Genomic DNA, 16,003 nt, shown 5'->3' on the forward strand with positions numbered 1-16,003 from the left:
CGCCAAGCTCGAAAGACAGGTCAATCAGGAATTCCTGATGACCTGTCAGCCGTTTTTTGCTTCGTCTCGCGCCTTCTCGCTGGTGGCGTTGAACGCCTCAGAGCCCTCCAGCACATAGCGCAGCAGTGCCCAGGGCTGCGAGGCCAGCAAGTTCACCTCGTCCTGGTTGTCTGGGTCGATGAGGCGGTTGCCGTCGACGTCGCACATGACGCGCGCGGCGCCGCGCGCGATGCGGTGCTTGTCGTCCTTGTTCGCCGTGTCCTCGGCCTGGGCCTCGACTTCGGCCACCGTGATGGCGCGCACGTAGACGGTGGGCCAGCCCGGGACGTCGACCTCCTTCGGCTTGACTGCTGCGGTGGCCTGCAGCGCGGCGAGGAACTCGGCCTTCATGGCGCAACGGCAGCGATGTCGAAGCGCTCGCCGGTGTTCTTGATGGTCAGGGAGCCGGTCCACAGGCCACCCACGGATGCCTGCTCGCTGGTCTGCTGCACGGTGCCGAGTTGGACCATGTAGCCGCCGTCCTTCGGCAGCGTGACGCGCACCGGCAGGAGCGCGCCTGCGGCGTAGGCCGCCTTGATCGCGACCTGGATGGTGGTGCGCGGAGCGAAGTTGAAGTCGAGCTGCGTGGTGCCGTAGTCGGGCAGGCCAGTTTCAGACTCGGCCGCGGTCGAGCAGATGGTCGTCGCATCGATCTCCGGCGACGTGCCGCCCTGGCGGTTGTAGCCCGTCAGTTCGCACATGTTGGAGAAGGTCACAGGCGCCACGGTGCCGCCGCTGACGTAGGTGCCGTAGCCCGTCGAATCGACGCCTAGCAGCTCGAAGGTGTTGGCGGTCAGGACGTTGATGACGGCGGTCTGGCCATTCAGCTCGGTCATGCCGAGGATCGCCGCGGGCTTGACCACGTCGCCACTGGCGAGACCGTGGGCCGTGGCGGTCACGACGGCGGGGCTCGCCTTCGAGATCGCCGTGATGACTTTGGTGGCTCCGGTGCCGACGGCAACCTCGATCTTGGAACCTGCGAATTTGAAGCGAACGCCTCCGGCCATGATGTCTCTCCTTAGAAACGAAAAAACCGCCCGAAGGCGGCTTGATTGCAATGCCCAGAGGGCGGGGTTAAGAACTCGGGTAGCTGATGAAGTCCAAGCTGCAGCGATACAGCTTCAGCTCGGGGTCGTAGTCGTCGAAGCCGCCGGCGAACCGCGTCGGCGTTGCCAGCGAGCCCATGGCTGCAATGACCTGCAACCGCAGCGCGCGCGCCAGCGGAAAGGTCCGCTCGAGCAGATCGATCTGCGTGCGCGTGTTTGGCGTGTTGTCACCGTCATCGCCGCAGAGGTCTTCGATGACCTCGCTGCTGACGAAGACATATCGGATCGCCGGGACGTCTGGCACGGCCGGCGCCTGCGGGAAGGTAAGCGGGTAGACGCGCCACTGCGGCGGGTCGGGCGGCACCACAGGCACAGGCACCAATCCTTTCAGCGCGACGAAGATCTCTTTTTCCAGGCTCATTTGCCCCTCGCGATTCGGTCGCTGATGACGCTCTTCATCGTCTCGATTGCGCGCTGCACGTTCTCATCGAACGCTGGCCGCAGGAAGGGCTGTGGCGTGTTCCGGATGGACCCGAACTCCACGAACTGCCCGTAGTACGCTGACAGCTCGCCGCTTGCCTTCTGACCTTTCGTGCGCTTGCGGCGCACCGTCACGATGTGCTCGCTGGTCAAAGTGCTTTGCGACTTGCCCAGACGCTTGGTGATGATGTTCTTGGCCAGGTTGCCGGTGCGCTTCGGCGCTTTCTCTTGCGCCGACTTCTTCACAACGTTCGCCGCCGCACCCGTGGCGCCGCGGGCGATCTTCACAGTCATCTCCTCGCCCATTGCCTGCAGCTTCTGGCCGAGCGCCTGCAGCCCCTCGACCTTGAATCGGACGGCGTCAACCAAGGTTCGCTCCGGTCTCGCAGGCCAGGTCCAACCGCTCCCGGCTTTCTTCATCGGGCAGCACCGCCTTGATGTCGAAGATCGTCGACCCGAAAACGACGCGCATGTTCGCGGACACGTCGGTGCGCCGGCGGATCCGGATCGATGCGCGCGCCACGCTCACGGGCGCCTCGCTCTTCACCGTCTCAACGCCCGACAGATAGCGCACGTTCGCCCACACCGACGCGACATCAGCCCAGGCCTGCGAAGGCTGGCCAACGTCGTCCTGGCCGAGCTGGAGGCGCTGGATCGTGATGCGGCTGCTCAATGGACCGATCAGCATTTACACCCCCAGTCCGATGCGGTAAGGAAACAGGAGATGTTGTGCGCCGAGCTTCAGCTCAGCAACGATGGTGCCAACCACGTTCTCCTGCCTGTTCTCGAAGAGGTGGCCCAGGATCAGTAGGATGCCGGCCTGGATCATCGAGTTGACGACGATGCCGCAGCGCGTTTCCAGCGCCTTGGCTTGCGCCTCGGTGTAGACCCTGCACGCGAAGTCGCGGGCAGCGCAGCGCGCCACAGGGTTGCCAATCTCATTCGCGACCAGCATGGCGGCGTCGTAGACCTCGCCCGCGGCGATGAGCGCAGCAGGCACAGCGGCCACAGCCTCGTCGAGTTCACCCTGCGTGGCGAAGACCGCACGGTTGAGGAACGTCGAAGCGCTGAGCTCAGCGGCGTCGAGGTATGGCTGCACTTGGTCGTCCGGGTAGTCGTCGTCGAGCCGAAGGTGCGCCTTGGCCGCGGGAAGTTCGATCAGGGCCATCAAGGTTCCTTGGGCGCAGAGCGCTTACTTCTTGCTCTTGTTCTCGGGATCGGCGGCCTTCTTGTTCGACGCGGCGGGTGCCTTCTTGGCGCCCGCCTCCTCGACGAAGCCAGCCTTATGCAGATCCGAGGCGATGCCATCGGGGATCTCGCGCTCTTCGCCGCGGTGCATTGAATAGATGCCGTGGACGAAAGAGGTTTTCGCTTTGACTTTCATGTGATGCTCCTTGAGAGAGCCCCGGCCGAAGCCGGGGCGGAACGTTACGGTGCGGGAGTGATGTCGCCCTTGATGAAGGCTTCCGGCCGGTAGACGGCCAGGCCCAGGCGCTCTTCCGCCAGGATCGTGACCATGTTCTTGATGAAGTCGTCCTCGTTCTCGGTCGCGATCATCACGTTGGCCTGCATGCGGTCGAACAGCTGGGCGCCGAGCTTGAACGCACCCACCAGGAACGTGTCGACGGTCATTGCCTGCGTGCCCACCACCGGGCGGCCCCACAGCGTAGGCTGTGCCAGCGCTTGCGGGTTCGCGAAGATGTAGGCGCCGGTCGAGTCCTTGGTCAGCTCGATCGCAGCCCAGTCGGACGGATGCAGCACGATGCCGGTCGAGGGGTATTCGGCGAGCTCGGCCTGCAGCATGGCCAGGCGCAGCACGTCGATGCGCGTCGGCGCCGCCACGGTGATCGGGGCCGCGTAGGCAGTCGCCTGCGTGTAGATACCGTTCAGGTTGTTGCCCACGCCCGAGCCCTTGAGCAGCTGGCCCTCCTCGACGTACGACAGCATGTAGCGCAGGCGACCGTCGATGTACGACTGCAGCATGGCGGCATCGGCCAGGATTTCGGTCGAGGCCTTGACGTAGGTCGCGATCTTTACCACGGCGCTCGAGACCAGGTCAAAGGTGATGTCGGACTTGGGCTTCGCCGCACCTTCGGCGACGGTCGCCGCCATGTTCTGGAAACCCGTCTCCTTCACGTACTGGATCAGGTTCGAGCTCGTGCGGCCAGGCGTGAGCAGGTCGCGCACCGTCATGCGGCGATCCGGCGCGGCGACGATGCCCGCGAGACGATCAGGAGCCACCGTGTCGCCAGCGCTGGCCGGGTCGGACGTGATGCTGACGATGGCCTTGACGGGCATGTTGAAGCCCTTCTTGTAGTTGCCCTCGGCGACGTACTTCTTGAACTCTTCCGAGTTCACGACTTCGGCGCCGGCCGTCTTGATCTGCTCGGCATTGCCGCCGGCACGGCGGTCGAGCTTCTGTTCGGCTTCGGTGAGGCGCGCTTGCAGCTCGCCCTGCTTCACGAGCATCTCGTCGACCTTGCCCTTCGTCTCCAGCGACATGTCGCCCGACTTCCTGGCCTCGGCTAGGGCCTTCTCGCCGAGCTCCTTGGTCTGGTCGCTGATCTTGTCGAGAGCCTTCTTGATCTCGAACGGACTGTCGTCGGCCGCGCGCAGCACCATGCCCACGCGGGTCATGTGGCTGAAGAGGATGTCGTGCAGCATGGCACCGATGGCGGCCAGAGCGACGAAGAGGTTGTGCTTGATGCGGGTCATGGAATACCTTTCGGGAATAAAAAAACCGCCCGAAGGCGGCAGGAGAAAGAAGAGACGTGGACTGCTACAGCGTGAACTCGGTCAGCAGCTGCAGCGCTTCGCTGGTTTCGGCCACGCACTCCCGTGCCTGCCAGTTCTTGAAGCCGTGCACAGCGATATGCTCGGCGTCAGTCCGACTGAATCCCTTCTCCCGAAGGAACTCTTCGAATTCGCGGATGGTGGGCTTGTCGCCCGCCAGCAATTTGGACTTCACGGCATCGATCTGCGCCTCGGCGTTCGCCGGGAACGTGACGATGCTGATCTCCTGCAGGTCGAGCTTGGTCAGCGTGCGGATGCCGGTCTTCTCGTCCATCGAGGAGCCCTCGACGTAGTAGCCAATCGACAAGCCCTTCACGACGCGGCGCTTCATCAGCACGTGCGCCTCGGCCGCGCGCGGGATCTCGTTCTTGAGCAGCCAGCCCTCCACCTTCAGGCCGCGCGCATCCTCCTCGAGTACGTCGTATCCGCCGATTGGCTCGCTCGAGTTGTGCTGCCAGAGCGCCGGCAAAGGGTCGCCAGACGCCTTGATCAGCTTCAGGCTGTCAGTGAACGCGCCCGGCGCCACGATCTCGCGGTAGCTGTCGAGGTTGCCGAACACCGAGCCGTAGCCCTTGAACGTGCCGTCATCGGCGACGGTCTCGGCCTTGAAGGCGAACTGCTTGTGCTTCAGCGCCATGTCTTTGCGGTTCATTCGTTTTCCTTGTCGGTGATTCCCAAGAATGTCTTCAGTGCGTCCTGCGCTGTCACGGCAGCGCCGCCCTGGCCGAGCTTGTCGATCGGGAGCATGTTGGCCTGCACCGTGAGCTCGTCGGCATTTCCACCCTTCGGCTCGAGGTTCTCCAGCCGACGGCATTCGTCGCGCGTCATGATCCCGTTCTGGGTCATCGAGCTGTAGAACGAGGCGCGCGAGCCGCTGTCTCCGCGCAGCAGGCCCTCGAGGGCAAACTCCGCGGAGTAGGTCAGGCGTTCGACCGGCGTCAGCAGGCTCTTGCGGATCGACTGTTCGATGCGCACCGCCCAGGGCCGCAACACGAAGGTCACGAAGCCGATCATTTGCTGCTCGATGCCTGTGCCCCAGCTCGTCGACTTCTCCGAATGCCCGACCATGAAGGGCGGCACACGGAACCAGCGGCAGATCTCCTCCACGTTGAAGGCACGCGTCGAGAGCAACTCCGCGTCCTGCGGATTCATGGACAGCTGCTGGAAGCCCGCGCCCTTCTCCAGGACCATCACGCCGCCCTCGCGGGAGACCTTCCCGACGTGCCCACGGATCTCGTCGCGCTGGCCGGACTTGAGGATGGCATCCATCGTGATCAGACCGCTCGACTTCATGCCGTTCTTGAACGTCTCGGCGCTGGCCTCGTCCGCGGCCTGCGCACCGCCGAACACGTTGGCGCCCATGCGGATCGGGGACAACCCTTCGAAGCCGTCGACGGTAAAGGCAGGAGTGAACCACATCGACCGCTCGGCGATGGTGCGCAAGCGCTTGGTGATCGGATCGTTGTAGCGCCACAGCACTTCGCCGGTATCCGACACGGTCCAGTTGATGCAGTCGGGCTGCAGGAACTCCAAGGAGGTGATCACGCCGGCTGAGCGGTGGATCTCGACATAGGACGCACCCCAGAGCAGCATGCTCGCGAGGTAGGTCTGCCAAAACACCGCCGCCGACATCTTGTCGTTCGGCTGGCTGTGCAGCAGGCCGTAGAGGTTGTGCTGCTTCGCGAGCACCTTCGCGTCGCCGCGATCCTGGTACACGTTCATCGGCAGAGTCGAGAGCGTCTCGGAGATCAGCCGCACGCAGGCCCATGCGGTGCTCAGCTGCAGCGCCGAGTTGACCGTCACCGACTTGCCGCTGAAGTTGCTGGCGCCGTACCACGACGACCAGAACTTCCCGTCGCCGAGCGTGATGGGTCGACCCAGCCAGCCGGCAAACGCGCCAGCGAGGGCGGACTTGAACCGTCCCGGCTGCTCTTGCTTGCTTTGGGTCATACGATGATTGGCTCCTTCAAAAACTCGCCCATGTCCGGCTCTCCGTCGCTGTGCACGCAGCGGCTCAGCGCCATGACCGCGGCAACGACACCGTCGATGCGGCCATTCAAATTGCTCTTCTTCTTGTCCGGCCGGAAGTTGCCGTTCGTGTCGAACAGCAGCGCGACGTTCATCGCGCACCAGCGCAGCACCGGATTTCCGCCGTGCGCCAGTCTCTTGCCGTAGACCAGCTCTTCCAGCGTCTTCGATCCGGGGTACATCCCGCCAGTGTTCTGCGGCACCTCGACGAGTGGCACGCCCGCCTCCATCATTTCGTTGCACAGCTGCTGCGCGTTCCATCGGTCAAAGCCGATGTCGACCACATCGAAGTCTTCAAGCGCCTTCATCACGGCGCGCCGCACGGGCCCGTAGTCGGTCACGTCACCCTCAGTGCCATTCAGCCAGCCTTCGGTCTGCCAGCGCTTGTACGGCGCGGCATCGTCATGCTCCTGTGAATCGATCTTTCCTTGCGGGCACCAGAACTGCACAAGGACGTGCCACTTTTCCCCAACCTCGTCCGGCGGGAAGACCAATGCAAACGCAGTCAAGTCGCGTGTGCTGCCCAGGTCCAAGCCACCAAAGCAGCGACGGCCGCGCAGCGATTCGACGTCGAACTTCTTCGCACCCTTGTCCCAGACGTTCATGTCGAACCAGCCATCGGCGCTGTTGCACCAGATGTTCAGGTCCTTCGTCAGGAAATTGGCCATCGCACCAGGCAGCGCGGCGGCCTTTCGAGCCATACCGCGCATGTACTCGAGCGTCTTCGACTTCCCCAAGCCAGGGTTCGCCTTGATCCAGTTCTTCTCCAGAAAGGGATCGTCGTCCACGTCCAGCGTGTAGATGTAGCCGAAGAAGGCGTCATCGACGCGCTTCCCTTCCAGCACCGAGATCAGGTAGCCTCGCACCTCGGTGCAGATGCCATCGAGGATGAAGCCAGCCGTCGTGATCGCCGACAGCAGAGGCTGCGACCGCGCGCCGAGCGCCGACTCCATCACGTCCCACACGTCGCGCGTCTTCTGCGCGTGCAGCTCATCGAACAGGATCGCTGACGGGTTCCGACCGTCCTGGTTCTCTGCATTGCTGGGCAGCGGCTCGAAGACGCTGCCATCCATCTCTATCTTCTCCTGGTTCAACCCGGAGAACACCTTGAACGATCGCGCCACGCCAGCCGACCGCCGCACCCAACGCTTGATGTTGTCGAACGCCGGCTTGAACACCGTCATGGCCTGGGCACGCGTCGTGGCCACGGCATAGACCTCGGCCCCGATCTCCCCATCCATCGCGAACAGGTACGCGCCCTGCGGCCCCTTCCACGTGCTCTTGCCGTTTTTCCGCGCGACCTCTTCATAGCCGCGCGTGAAGCGCCTGAAGTTCGTCTCACGCCAACGCCAGCCGTACAGCACCGCCGTCCAGAACTTCTGCCACGGATCCAGCAGGATAGGCCTGCCTGCCAGCGGGCCCTTGATGTGCACGAAGAACTTCTCGATGAAGTCGATCACGTGCCAAGAATGTTCCACGCGAAACGCAAGGCCCCGCGCAGGCCCGTCTTTCAAGTCACGGTAGTGCCGCAGCACCGCCATGTAGACCAGCTTGCCGGCGACGATCTCGCCGCGCAGCACAGGCAGGCCGTAGCCCTCGTCCCACTCCTCCAGCTGTGGCGGCGTCAGTGCCGCGACTGCGGCCCTGGTAAGGACGTGCCGTGCTTTACGAGATCGCCGAACAGGTCGTCCTGCTTGCCCGCCTCGCCCGTGTCCTTTCGAACCCGAGCCAGCGACGGGATAGTGAGACATGCTTTTGGCAGCCATTGGCCTAACTCCATCTTCAGCCGCTTCTCGTCTTCAGCCCAAGGCGTCGACGCGACCCAGCCGTTCTTCGACGCCTGCGTGCGGCCCTCCCGCTCGCAGCGCTCATTCGCCGCGAGGTACTGCGCGACCGTGCGCACGATGAAGGAGATGGCCAGGCCCGACGTGGTGTGCTCGATGCCGGCCTTGCGCAGCGCTTCGCAGATTTCCTCGTAGAGGCCCTGCTCGACCTCCGTCAGCTGCATTGCTTTGGGCGGCGGCGGCGATTCGATCGCCTCGGCGTTGCCGACAACGTGAGCTCCGCCGACGGCGGGCAATGCTGCGGCGAAGTTGACTTTGTCGTTCATAGGCCTCATCGCTTACCCCCCAGGGGGGTAGTTTTCGCTCTCCATAAATTCGCAGGTAGGGCGTCGGTTTCCAGTGGGGCCGAACTCGACTTTTCGACCCCCCTCTCCCCTCAAATACGAATAATTCGCATTTGATGATGAAAATGAGAGAAATTCGCGTTTGGCGCCCCAAATCGAGACACATTCGCACTGACGCCGCCCAATGGCCGGCATCACACCGATCGGCCCCTTCCACGCCCTCTCATCGCCTCGGCCAGGGACTTCGATTCATGGCAAAGGTCGCACAGACCCTGCGTGTTGTCGTCGTCATCGCTGCCACCCTCGGCGAGTGGCACGATGTGATCACGTTGAGTGGCGAGCACCACCAGGCCGACTGCCTGGCAATGGACACACAGAGGCGCATGCGCAAAGAGCGCGGCCCTCATAGCTTGGAGGCGCCTGCCTGTGATCCGCTTCGTCGCCTTCGGGCTCTTGACCCATGCATCACGCTCGTGCTCAGCACAACGCCCACCGCTCACTGCGAGCGATCTACAGCAGGGGAAGTTGCAGGGACGCGGAGCAGCAGAGGGCATGATTCACATGCTGAGCCGATCCAGAAACAAGAAAGCCCTCCATTGCGGAGGGCTCGTTCTCTGAGCCTTACCGGCACCGCCGCCTCCGTCATGGATGGGCGACCCTTATGCCAGTGCTCAGTCGTTGCGTGGATTCTAGATGACAGTTTCCGAAACATGCAACAGAAACTTCAGCACATCAAACCTGGCGATTGATCAGCATCTGTCGTCCATCGCGGAGCAGCATGGCGAGGCCCTGCATCGAAGTCCCCAACGCAGAGCACGCGCGATGCGGGCTCACAGGCTTCACGTAGGCCCAGTTCACAGCAGCCCGGTGAGGCGCGGGAAGCGCGGCCACGGCCTTCGCCACAGTTGCTGCATCCATCCGATCTACTGCAACACCATTGGCATTGAGGTCACCGCGCACGCGCGGCGGCGATGGCGTGAGCCTGAACATTGGCGAGCATTGGGGCGACGCCGTGCCATTGCACCAGCGCGCCCAGTTGCTGAGCCTCAGGTCGATCGCGCGCTGATGCTCCTCGACCACGTGGAAATCGACCTTGACCTTCATGAGCATGTGGTGCCTTGCGTGTGAGTTTGTAGAACGGCGCGAGCGTCGATCGCTCGGCACCTATAGAAACGGAAGCCCGCGGCATTGATCCAGCTGACTTGCCTCGATGCGACCAGCGACTCCAGTTCGGACTTCAGTTCGTCGAAGGGCCAGCCGCAGATGTCGAACAGCTCAGGCAGGCGCAAGTCGCCGAGCGCGAGCAGCTTGAGCAGAGCTTCGGCGCGCGTCATGCAGCACATCTCTCGGACCAAACGCCATCACCAGCTGCGAGAAGGACTGCGCTCCGGTACTTGCGCCAATGCGCGGTGTGCTGGTCGTCGGTGTAGGCATTCCCCAATGCAGCGAGTGAGAACACCATGCCGAGCCTCTCACCCATAGCCTTGACTCCGTCCGTCGTGCCCCACCAATCCGCAGCGACCTGCGGACCCGTGTCATCGCGCCAACACGAGTTGCGCAGCCAGGTGGCAAGCTCAGGCACGAACTGCCCGTCGTCCTTCCGCCACTTCGGCGTGCGGCTCTGCGCCTCGATCGCAGCGAGCATGCGCTGCTGTAGCGCTTCGTCCGGCCGCAAGCGCATCCATCGGCGCTCTGCCTTGCCGCGGTTCGCCTTGTTCGGGTAGGCCGATGCGATCCGCTCAAACCCGACCGCCCCCCCATCGGGGGGTAGGGGGGAATTGGTTCTTGATGGTTCTGAAGATTCGGGTGTCATAGCTATGACACCCTTCTTGTCCTGGGTGACACCCTTCTTGTCGTAGATGACACCCTTTTGCGCTCCAAGAAGGGTGTCAATCTGACCTGCTTGTGGATAAGTGCAATCCACGTCTGTAACAAGCGTCGGGGCCAGCTGGGAAGGCAAAAGCTCACCCCGAATCCAGGCGGCAGAGATGCAGTATTCGTTCACGTAGCCGCGGCCGGTTTTCGAGCCGACACGCTCCAGCCAACCTATCGAGATCATCTTCGCGATCTGCCGCTGCACTGTGCTGCGGCTCTGCATCGTCTTGCTCGCGAGGGTATCCAGTGCCGGGTAAATGTGCGTCCCGTCGTCGTGCGCATGGTCGGCGATTGCCAACGCCAGCAGGCGCTCGCTGCCACCCACCGGGTAGCGGTCGAACACCATGGTCATGATCTTGATGCTCACGCGACCCTCAGTGCTGGCTTCGCTCCCACGTGCTTCGCCTTCAGTTCACAGAACGTCTGCACGCTGGCGGCGATACCTTCGATCAGCTCGCGCTGCAGGATCATCAGGCCGTTGTCCGAGAGACTGGGCGCCGAGTTGGCCGCGGACGCTGCCTGAAGCCACTCGCCGAGCTCCTTGAAGGTCGCAGAGAGGCTCGGTGCCAGGTCGCGCGTCGACGCGGTGTGCATCGGCATGGGCAGGTAGCCCAGTTCCATCGCCATGGCCAGGAACGCCGAGTGATCACCGGTGGTCTTGCACACCGTGACGAACTCGGCCGGGCTAAGGTGCGACACAGGGTCGTTGGGGCTGACCTTGCGGCTCAAGCTGCCGTTGGACAGCCCCATCAGCTTCGACAGGCCCAGAGAGCCATTCGAGCCGTTGCTGTCGGGACTGCGGTAGTTAGTCACTGCGGTCTGAAGGAGAGGTGTTAGGTCGTCCATGGAGGCTCCTGTCAATTCGGTTCAGCTGTTGACGTTGTTCGTCGCGTCCGAAGCGGCGACAGTCAAGTCATGCACAAGGGAGAAAGAAAAAGGGAGGACGGAGCGCAGGCCGCTGGGGGGCTGGCCTGCGCTACCGTTTTGTGCGGCGATTGCGACGGATGGAAGTCCTTGCATGAGCTGGCACTCGAGTGGCTGGCTTCAGCTGCGCAACAGCGAGCACAGCGCCGCGATGGCAGCACCGGCGAAGACCACCGCGGCAATGAGCGAGCCGGCGGCGAAGGCCTCTGCGGTGAACCACAGCAGGCCGACGATCAGCAGGACGCCAATGAGGGTGGACATGGGTCAGGCGCCGGCCTTGGCCTCGACCGCTTCGGGCAGCACGGCAGAGCCGTACACGTGATCAAAGGTGATGTGCACACCACGCCCGGCAGCGAAGTCGATCAGCTGCTTGGCGGCGTCCGGCGGGAGGGTCTGACCGTTCTCGTAGTGGTAGACATTCCCCTGCGTGCAGCCCATGCCATCAGCGAGGGCCTTCTGAGTCACACCGAGGAGTTTGCGGATGGCTTTGAGGTTGTGCATGACGAGATACTAGCGGCCCTAGTCATCTCGGTCAATAGGCGCCCTAGTTGCTCGTCCAACTAGCCGCGCTAATGATCGATGCTATGGAAAGCGCCGCGAAAAAGTCCAAGCAAGGCACCCTCACACCCGAGAACCTTGAGGAGTCGAAGAGGCTCAAGGCGCTCTACCTCTCGGCCCGGCACGGGCTGTCGCAAGAGAACTTCGGGCAGAAGTACGGCATCGGCAACCAGGGCGCCGTCTGGCAGTGCCTGAATGGCAAGGGGATGCCGATCAGCCTCAAGGCCGCTCGTGGGTTCGCGGAGGGCCTGCAGGTCGACATCGAAGCCTTCAGCCCGCGCCTGGCCGCCGAGGCTCTCAAGAACGCAGCGTTCGCTTCGACAGAGGATGAGTTCGCCCAGATCCCACGCGCCGACGTGACCTTCTCTCAGGGCCACGGGACGATCGTCTACGACGAGGGCCAGAAGGCGCCCCTCACGTTCCGCAAAGACTTCCTCCAGAAACTCGGCGTCACCGAGCGCTCAGCTGTGATCGTGGACTCGATCGGACGGAGCAACGAGCCAGAGATTCCTAGCGGTGCGGTGCTGCTGGTGCACACGGCCCACGCTGCCAAGGAGCGCATCCAGGACAGCAAGTTCTACGCGTTCCGCTGCGATGGGAAGCTGTTCGTGAAGAAGCTCTACCGAGGCACAGACGGCGCGCTGTTGGCTGTAAGCGCGAACCCAGACAAGTCGCTCTACCCCGACTCGCGCATCGATGAGAAGACTGACGACTTCGAGCTCATAGGTCGCGCCATGTGGATGGGCGCCGAGCTCTAGACGTGAAAAAGCCGCCCGAAGGCGGCCTTGATGGCGAAGGCGAATTCTTAAACGCCAGGACATCCTGCGGGAGCGTACTTGGACGGTGCAGTGGTGCCGCAGGTCCAGGCGCCAGTTGCGGTACGCGTCCACGTAAGAGTCTTGGCAGTGGCAGCCTTAAGGGTTTCAGCAGCGCCACCAGCAAAAGTCGCAACGATGGTGCCAGTCTCCGAAAGTGCCGCGGAATTGGTCGTTGTCGTCAGAGCGGTGCCGGCGGTCGACACGAAGGGCACCGAATAGCTGGCGATGCTGGAACTGGTAGCACCCAGATCACAAGCGCCTGCAATAGTCTTGCCTTCGTTCAAGCATGTCTCGTAGGCGGTTTTCAATGCGCCGGTTTCACCCATCACCCGAGCCACCTGCGACTTCGCCACGTAGGTTTGATACTGCGGAAGCGCCACTGCAGCCAGAATACCGATGATCGCGACAACGATCATCAGTTCGATGAGGGTGAAGCCGGCTTGTGCGCGGCGAGCGATGGAACGACGGTTCATGGAAAACTCCTGGGTTGTTGAACCGGAGACCCTCCCCGGCATGCCAATTTAACTGCAGCTTGCGTGCCAGTTCCTCGAACACCGAAAGTGTGCCGAATAGTTCACAATCACTTCAGTCCATGACATGCAACAACGTGTGACATGCCCTCATGTCACCCCTTCCAACCATGACAGTCACACCGCGCAGCACGACAACGGCGATCTCGCTCGACACCGCAGCCATAATCTCGGAACGCAGCAAGCGAACATGGCAGCGGCGCTTGGCTGAAGGCGAAGTCATACGACTCGCTGACGACGCTCGCGGACGATCAATGGTGTGCCTGACGGATGTCGCGGCATTGATCTGCATCCCGCTGCAGGGAGACGATGTCGATCTCCTACTTGAAGCTGACGCCGGCTCGGCCGCGGCGCAACGTGATCTTGGCCAGCTCTTCGCGTCTCATGAAAAGTACGAGATCGCAGTGCACTGGCTCCGCCAAGCTGCCGAGCAGGGAGATGCTGACGCGATGCAATGCCTCGGCGCCGCGCATGCTGCTGGCGAAGGGGTGGCCCAGGACAACGACCTTGCCCTCATGTGGGTGGCACGGTCGGCCGCCCAGGGCCACGTCATCGCGCGCGCGCAGACGCGGGGCCTGTTATCGTGCGGCAGCTGATCGTCGCATGCGCTCTGGCAGCCCCGTCGCTTGGCCTGGCGGTCGAGCCCCTGGAACTCGCGGGCAAGGAAGCCGCGTTGAAGTGCAAGGCTGCCGGCGTCGAAACCTTTGGCGATTGCGCCAATCTTCAGGGCAAGGGTGAGGCGCGCTCTGCAGCCCGAAAGGCCGTGATCCGCGCCCTAACCTTGCGGTCGTCGTTCATCCAAACATGCGAATCGAGATCCACTTCGCAGCAGTGCGCCCATGAGGCCGACTGGCTGCTCGCTTCTGGGCTCTCATCAGCATCGAATTGACACACCGCCGCTCTATCTAAGCCCGCCCTGCGCGGGCTTTTTTTGCGCCCGAGAACTCGCCGGGCCAGCCCGCCGACCCGACTGGAACCATCCCAAGCGACCCCTATGGGGATTTCCCGCTGCACTAGCGGCACTGTTACAAAATAGTTGTCATCTTCACTAGCGGCCCTATTTACATCAATCACTAGCGGCCCTATTATTCACTCCACACCGCAGCCACCCCGGCAGCGGATGAGGAGAGAACGACATGCCAGCAGGAACCCCAGCAGCCTCCGCTCAGGTGCTGCGCCCTCTCGATGGAGCCAAGGCCGCCCCCACTTGCGAGATCTGGATTCGCACGGTCGGCTCGCGCCGCCAGGCATTCGCCCGGCCGATACAGCCCACCGGCCAGCGCACCCGCAACTGGCACGGCATGCAGGTCGCGCACGCTGAGAAGGCGCTGCGCACCGGCAAGCTGACGGTGGGCGAGTTCGCCGGTTCAGCCGTTGTCGAACGCGCACCGTCCGCTGAGGACGAGCACCCGGCCGCCGCAGCGTTCCGCGAGAACGCGCAGTTGCTGAATCGCGACATCGACTCCCTCAACGCTGCCGCGCGAGGCGCGGCATGACGCGCCGTCAATCCCTTGACGCCCTGCTGCGGCGCGAAGCCACCACTGTGGTCATCACACTGGCGGGCATTGCCGCGGCCGGCGGCATCGTGATCCTGGCCTTGAGGGCTTGGGCATGAGCGCCGCGAAGCACACGCCGGGGCCCTGGGAGCCCGTGAGCCTTTTGCGCGGGCCTGGCGAAGCGCATGCGCGGCTGGTTGTGCGTCGGCTTGCCTGGGAAGGCGATACACCCAGGTCGGAATATTTGCCTGGAAGTTTCGATTCTCTGGACAGTGCGCGTGCTGCTATAGCCATGAGCAACGGAAGCATGACCTGCTGCCGCTTCAACCCATGCAAGCACCCCGGCATCGGGCCGTGCGACATGCCTGCCAAGGCCACCGGGACCGCATCGTGAGCACGCTCAAAACCTTCGCCATGCTGTCCGTGCCCGTGCTGCTGCCGGTCGTGTTCGCCGCAATGATCGCCTTCGGCTGGAGCACGCCATGACCATCGTCGTGCTCAAGCCCCAGCGCGTGCGCCGCGCGCCGCAGCAGATGCCCACTGGCCCTGTGGGCGGCCTCACCGACCCGCGCTTCCGCTACGTGCCTCAGCTCGAGACGGACATCGCCAAGACCTTCCGACGCGTGCGCGCCGAGATGGCCAGAGGAGAGCGCCTGTGAACACCGCCGACCGCGGCGCGCGCGGCCTGCGCGACAACTCGCCCGAGCAGCTCGAAGCCATGCTGCACGTCGCACGCGAGTGCAGCGACATGGAGCGCGCCCTGCGCCCCCTGCCGCCGCTCACGGCAGACGAAGCAGAAGAGCTGCTCATGGAGCAACTGCGCTCGCGAGTGCGCCCCCTCTCCCCCTGGGCGGTCGCAGCCGTATGGCTCGTCATCGTGGCGAGCGCTGTCGCGCTGGCCTTTGCGCCCGTCAGCTTCGTGAGGTTCTGACATGCCCACCACTGCAACCGGCCTCTTCTTCGTTGGCAAAGGCTCCGCGGCGCGCCCGGCCACCAGCACGCACAAGGACCCCGAGAAGGGCTTCATCCTGAAGATGCGCGTCGTCGACAACCAGGGCCAGCACGCCATCGAGCCATGGGTCGTGCGCTGGATCGGCCCCGAGGCCGAAGCCTGGTGGCGCACGCACGGCGAGCTCAAGGCCGGCGACGCCCTCTCGCTCGAACTGATCAATCCCCGCGCCTTCCCCGGCGTGCGCACCCACGAGATTCACGCCCAGGTGCGCGCTTGTCGCCTGCTGCCGCCCCGCTCCACAACGCAGCAGCAACCCGCTGCGCAAGCCTCCTGAGC

Annotated in this window: 28 protein-coding genes; 8 read left to right on the forward strand and 20 right to left on the reverse strand. The window is 63.6% G+C overall.

Annotated elements, in window-relative coordinates; translation table 11 throughout:
- Nucleotides 1–45 precede the first annotated feature (45 nt).
- The 19 genes from K0H49_RS01835 to K0H49_RS01920 form a co-directional block, all read right to left on the reverse strand.
- On the reverse strand, nucleotides 46–390 hold the full coding sequence (locus tag K0H49_RS01835; RefSeq protein ID WP_219209449.1) for a hypothetical protein: 345 nt from the start codon (nucleotides 388–390) through the stop codon (nucleotides 46–48).
- Entirely contained in the window at nucleotides 387–1,046 is a 660-nt protein-coding gene (locus K0H49_RS01840) for a phage tail tube protein (protein ID WP_219209450.1), read from the reverse strand. Before K0H49_RS01840 ends, K0H49_RS01835 begins: the two co-directional genes overlap by 4 nt.
- A 67-nt stretch (nucleotides 1,047–1,113) precedes the next feature.
- A complete protein-coding gene (locus K0H49_RS01845) occupies nucleotides 1,114–1,506 on the reverse strand; it encodes a DUF3168 domain-containing protein (protein WP_219209451.1) in 393 nt (130 codons plus the stop codon).
- Nucleotides 1,503–1,934 carry an HK97-gp10 family putative phage morphogenesis protein gene (locus tag K0H49_RS01850; RefSeq protein WP_219209452.1) on the reverse strand — a complete coding sequence of 144 codons (432 nt, stop codon included), beginning with the start codon at nucleotides 1,932–1,934 and terminating at the stop codon, nucleotides 1,503–1,505. The genes K0H49_RS01845 and K0H49_RS01850 overlap by 4 nt, the downstream gene beginning before the upstream one ends.
- Complete coding sequence (locus K0H49_RS01855; RefSeq protein ID WP_219209453.1) at nucleotides 1,927–2,253, reverse strand: phage head closure protein; 327 nt, start codon at nucleotides 2,251–2,253, stop codon at nucleotides 1,927–1,929. The genes K0H49_RS01850 and K0H49_RS01855 overlap by 8 nt, the downstream gene beginning before the upstream one ends.
- The gene (locus tag K0H49_RS01860) at nucleotides 2,254–2,733 is read right to left on the reverse strand and encodes a head-tail connector protein (protein ID WP_219209454.1); all 480 of its coding nucleotides are present in this window, start codon (nucleotides 2,731–2,733) and stop codon (nucleotides 2,254–2,256) included. It abuts the gene before it with no gap.
- A gap of 24 nt (nucleotides 2,734–2,757) precedes the next feature.
- Entirely contained in the window at nucleotides 2,758–2,949 is a 192-nt protein-coding gene (locus K0H49_RS01865) for a hypothetical protein (RefSeq protein ID WP_219209455.1), read from the reverse strand.
- A 44-nt stretch (nucleotides 2,950–2,993) separates the two neighbouring features.
- Nucleotides 2,994–4,280: a phage major capsid protein gene (locus tag K0H49_RS01870; protein WP_219209456.1), complete on the reverse strand. Its 1,287-nt coding sequence runs from the start codon at nucleotides 4,278–4,280 to the stop codon at nucleotides 2,994–2,996.
- Between the two features lie 64 nt (nucleotides 4,281–4,344).
- Nucleotides 4,345–5,010 carry an HK97 family phage prohead protease gene (locus tag K0H49_RS01875; RefSeq protein ID WP_219209457.1) on the reverse strand — a complete coding sequence of 222 codons (666 nt, stop codon included), beginning with the start codon at nucleotides 5,008–5,010 and terminating at the stop codon, nucleotides 4,345–4,347.
- Nucleotides 5,007–6,308, reverse strand: a complete 1,302-nt coding sequence (locus K0H49_RS01880) for a phage portal protein (protein WP_219209458.1) — start codon at nucleotides 6,306–6,308, stop codon at nucleotides 5,007–5,009. The genes K0H49_RS01875 and K0H49_RS01880 overlap by 4 nt, the downstream gene beginning before the upstream one ends.
- On the reverse strand, nucleotides 6,305–7,966 hold the full coding sequence (locus K0H49_RS01885) for a terminase large subunit (protein ID WP_374122295.1): 1,662 nt from the start codon (nucleotides 7,964–7,966) through the stop codon (nucleotides 6,305–6,307). Before K0H49_RS01885 ends, K0H49_RS01880 begins: the two co-directional genes overlap by 4 nt.
- 44 nt (nucleotides 7,967–8,010) lie before the next feature.
- A complete protein-coding gene (locus K0H49_RS30445) occupies nucleotides 8,011–8,496 on the reverse strand; it encodes a hypothetical protein (protein WP_257624557.1) in 486 nt (161 codons plus the stop codon).
- A 212-nt stretch (nucleotides 8,497–8,708) separates the two neighbouring features.
- A complete protein-coding gene (locus tag K0H49_RS30880; protein WP_219209460.1) occupies nucleotides 8,709–9,068 on the reverse strand; it encodes an HNH endonuclease in 360 nt (119 codons plus the stop codon).
- A 178-nt stretch (nucleotides 9,069–9,246) separates the two neighbouring features.
- Nucleotides 9,247–9,624 carry a hypothetical protein gene (locus tag K0H49_RS01895; RefSeq protein WP_219209461.1) on the reverse strand — a complete coding sequence of 126 codons (378 nt, stop codon included), beginning with the start codon at nucleotides 9,622–9,624 and terminating at the stop codon, nucleotides 9,247–9,249.
- Nucleotides 9,615–9,848 carry a hypothetical protein gene (locus K0H49_RS01900; RefSeq protein WP_219209462.1) on the reverse strand — a complete coding sequence of 78 codons (234 nt, stop codon included), beginning with the start codon at nucleotides 9,846–9,848 and terminating at the stop codon, nucleotides 9,615–9,617. The genes K0H49_RS01895 and K0H49_RS01900 overlap by 10 nt, the downstream gene beginning before the upstream one ends.
- Nucleotides 9,845–10,756: a helix-turn-helix domain-containing protein gene (locus K0H49_RS01905; RefSeq protein WP_219209463.1), complete on the reverse strand. Its 912-nt coding sequence runs from the start codon at nucleotides 10,754–10,756 to the stop codon at nucleotides 9,845–9,847. Before K0H49_RS01905 ends, K0H49_RS01900 begins: the two co-directional genes overlap by 4 nt.
- A complete protein-coding gene (locus K0H49_RS01910) occupies nucleotides 10,753–11,235 on the reverse strand; it encodes a phage regulatory CII family protein (RefSeq protein WP_219209464.1) in 483 nt (160 codons plus the stop codon). The genes K0H49_RS01905 and K0H49_RS01910 overlap by 4 nt, the downstream gene beginning before the upstream one ends.
- Before the next feature lie 198 nt (nucleotides 11,236–11,433).
- The gene (locus tag K0H49_RS01915; protein ID WP_219209465.1) at nucleotides 11,434–11,574 is read right to left on the reverse strand and encodes a hypothetical protein; all 141 of its coding nucleotides are present in this window, start codon (nucleotides 11,572–11,574) and stop codon (nucleotides 11,434–11,436) included.
- 3 nt (nucleotides 11,575–11,577) lie between these two features.
- Nucleotides 11,578–11,814: a helix-turn-helix domain-containing protein gene (locus K0H49_RS01920; protein WP_219209466.1), complete on the reverse strand. Its 237-nt coding sequence runs from the start codon at nucleotides 11,812–11,814 to the stop codon at nucleotides 11,578–11,580.
- A gap of 83 nt (nucleotides 11,815–11,897) precedes the next feature.
- Here K0H49_RS01920 and K0H49_RS01925 point away from each other — a divergent pair, with 83 nt between their 5' ends.
- The gene (locus tag K0H49_RS01925; protein WP_219209467.1) at nucleotides 11,898–12,629 is read left to right on the forward strand and encodes a S24 family peptidase; all 732 of its coding nucleotides are present in this window, start codon (nucleotides 11,898–11,900) and stop codon (nucleotides 12,627–12,629) included.
- Nucleotides 12,630–12,676: 47 nt separating this feature from the next.
- Here K0H49_RS01925 and K0H49_RS01930 read toward each other — a convergent pair whose 3' ends face one another.
- Nucleotides 12,677–13,162: a pilin gene (locus K0H49_RS01930; RefSeq protein WP_219209468.1), complete on the reverse strand. Its 486-nt coding sequence runs from the start codon at nucleotides 13,160–13,162 to the stop codon at nucleotides 12,677–12,679.
- 167 nt (nucleotides 13,163–13,329) lie between these two features.
- Between K0H49_RS01930 and K0H49_RS01935 the strand changes: the two genes are divergently transcribed.
- The 7 genes from K0H49_RS01935 (at nucleotide 13,330) to K0H49_RS01960 (ending at nucleotide 16,001) form a co-directional block, all read left to right on the forward strand.
- Nucleotides 13,330–13,815 (forward strand): tetratricopeptide repeat protein, encoded by a 486-nt coding sequence (locus tag K0H49_RS01935; protein WP_219209469.1) that lies wholly within the window; start codon nucleotides 13,330–13,332, stop codon nucleotides 13,813–13,815.
- On the forward strand, nucleotides 13,803–14,108 hold the full coding sequence (locus K0H49_RS01940; RefSeq protein ID WP_219209470.1) for a hypothetical protein: 306 nt from the start codon (nucleotides 13,803–13,805) through the stop codon (nucleotides 14,106–14,108). Before K0H49_RS01935 ends, K0H49_RS01940 begins: the two co-directional genes overlap by 13 nt.
- A gap of 247 nt (nucleotides 14,109–14,355) precedes the next feature.
- Nucleotides 14,356–14,715, forward strand: coding sequence for a hypothetical protein (locus K0H49_RS01945; protein ID WP_219209471.1), 360 nt, complete (start codon nucleotides 14,356–14,358; stop codon nucleotides 14,713–14,715).
- Nucleotides 14,712–14,834 (forward strand): hypothetical protein, encoded by a 123-nt coding sequence (locus tag K0H49_RS30455; RefSeq protein ID WP_257624559.1) that lies wholly within the window; start codon nucleotides 14,712–14,714, stop codon nucleotides 14,832–14,834. Before K0H49_RS01945 ends, K0H49_RS30455 begins: the two co-directional genes overlap by 4 nt.
- Nucleotides 14,835–15,197: 363 nt before the next feature.
- Nucleotides 15,198–15,374: a hypothetical protein gene (locus tag K0H49_RS01950; RefSeq protein ID WP_219209472.1), complete on the forward strand. Its 177-nt coding sequence runs from the start codon at nucleotides 15,198–15,200 to the stop codon at nucleotides 15,372–15,374.
- Nucleotides 15,371–15,646: a hypothetical protein gene (locus tag K0H49_RS01955; protein WP_219209473.1), complete on the forward strand. Its 276-nt coding sequence runs from the start codon at nucleotides 15,371–15,373 to the stop codon at nucleotides 15,644–15,646. The genes K0H49_RS01950 and K0H49_RS01955 overlap by 4 nt, the downstream gene beginning before the upstream one ends.
- 1 nt (nucleotide 15,647) lies before the next feature.
- Nucleotides 15,648–16,001: a hypothetical protein gene (locus K0H49_RS01960; protein ID WP_219209474.1), complete on the forward strand. Its 354-nt coding sequence runs from the start codon at nucleotides 15,648–15,650 to the stop codon at nucleotides 15,999–16,001.
- The last annotated feature ends 2 nt before the right edge of the window (nucleotides 16,002–16,003 follow it).

Origin of the sequence: Variovorax boronicumulans (genome assembly GCF_019352895.1) — a bacterium.
Taxonomy (GTDB): Bacteria; Pseudomonadota; Gammaproteobacteria; order Burkholderiales; family Burkholderiaceae_C; genus Variovorax; species Variovorax boronicumulans_A.

Coding starts and splice junctions, on each gene's coding strand:
- K0H49_RS01855 (WP_219209453.1), bottom strand. CDS start 2,253: ATGCTGATCGGTCCATTGAGCAGCCGCATCACGATCCAGCGCCTCCAG.
- K0H49_RS01860 (WP_219209454.1), bottom strand. CDS start 2,733: ATGGCCCTGATCGAACTTCCCGCGGCCAAGGCGCACCTTCGGCTCGAC.
- K0H49_RS01945 (WP_219209471.1), top strand. CDS start 14,356: ATGCCAGCAGGAACCCCAGCAGCCTCCGCTCAGGTGCTGCGCCCTCTC.
- K0H49_RS01925 (WP_219209467.1), top strand. CDS start 11,898: ATGGAAAGCGCCGCGAAAAAGTCCAAGCAAGGCACCCTCACACCCGAG.
- K0H49_RS01910 (WP_219209464.1), bottom strand. CDS start 11,235: ATGGACGACCTAACACCTCTCCTTCAGACCGCAGTGACTAACTACCGC.
- K0H49_RS30445 (WP_257624557.1), bottom strand. CDS start 8,496: ATGAACGACAAAGTCAACTTCGCCGCAGCATTGCCCGCCGTCGGCGGA.
- K0H49_RS01960 (WP_219209474.1), top strand. CDS start 15,648: ATGCCCACCACTGCAACCGGCCTCTTCTTCGTTGGCAAAGGCTCCGCG.
- K0H49_RS01880 (WP_219209458.1), bottom strand. CDS start 6,308: ATGACCCAAAGCAAGCAAGAGCAGCCGGGACGGTTCAAGTCCGCCCTC.
- K0H49_RS01900 (WP_219209462.1), bottom strand. CDS start 9,848: ATGACGCGCGCCGAAGCTCTGCTCAAGCTGCTCGCGCTCGGCGACTTG.
- K0H49_RS30880 (WP_219209460.1), bottom strand. CDS start 9,068: ATGCCCTCTGCTGCTCCGCGTCCCTGCAACTTCCCCTGCTGTAGATCG.
- K0H49_RS01915 (WP_219209465.1), bottom strand. CDS start 11,574: ATGTCCACCCTCATTGGCGTCCTGCTGATCGTCGGCCTGCTGTGGTTC.
- K0H49_RS01930 (WP_219209468.1), bottom strand. CDS start 13,162: ATGAACCGTCGTTCCATCGCTCGCCGCGCACAAGCCGGCTTCACCCTC.
- K0H49_RS30455 (WP_257624559.1), top strand. CDS start 14,712: ATGACGCGCCGTCAATCCCTTGACGCCCTGCTGCGGCGCGAAGCCACC.
- K0H49_RS01845 (WP_219209451.1), bottom strand. CDS start 1,506: ATGAGCCTGGAAAAAGAGATCTTCGTCGCGCTGAAAGGATTGGTGCCT.
- K0H49_RS01935 (WP_219209469.1), top strand. CDS start 13,330: ATGACAGTCACACCGCGCAGCACGACAACGGCGATCTCGCTCGACACC.
- K0H49_RS01865 (WP_219209455.1), bottom strand. CDS start 2,949: ATGAAAGTCAAAGCGAAAACCTCTTTCGTCCACGGCATCTATTCAATG.
- K0H49_RS01840 (WP_219209450.1), bottom strand. CDS start 1,046: ATGGCCGGAGGCGTTCGCTTCAAATTCGCAGGTTCCAAGATCGAGGTT.
- K0H49_RS01950 (WP_219209472.1), top strand. CDS start 15,198: ATGACCATCGTCGTGCTCAAGCCCCAGCGCGTGCGCCGCGCGCCGCAG.
- K0H49_RS01835 (WP_219209449.1), bottom strand. CDS start 390: ATGAAGGCCGAGTTCCTCGCCGCGCTGCAGGCCACCGCAGCAGTCAAG.
- K0H49_RS01870 (WP_219209456.1), bottom strand. CDS start 4,280: ATGACCCGCATCAAGCACAACCTCTTCGTCGCTCTGGCCGCCATCGGT.
- K0H49_RS01920 (WP_219209466.1), bottom strand. CDS start 11,814: ATGCACAACCTCAAAGCCATCCGCAAACTCCTCGGTGTGACTCAGAAG.
- K0H49_RS01895 (WP_219209461.1), bottom strand. CDS start 9,624: ATGCTCATGAAGGTCAAGGTCGATTTCCACGTGGTCGAGGAGCATCAG.
- K0H49_RS01875 (WP_219209457.1), bottom strand. CDS start 5,010: ATGAACCGCAAAGACATGGCGCTGAAGCACAAGCAGTTCGCCTTCAAG.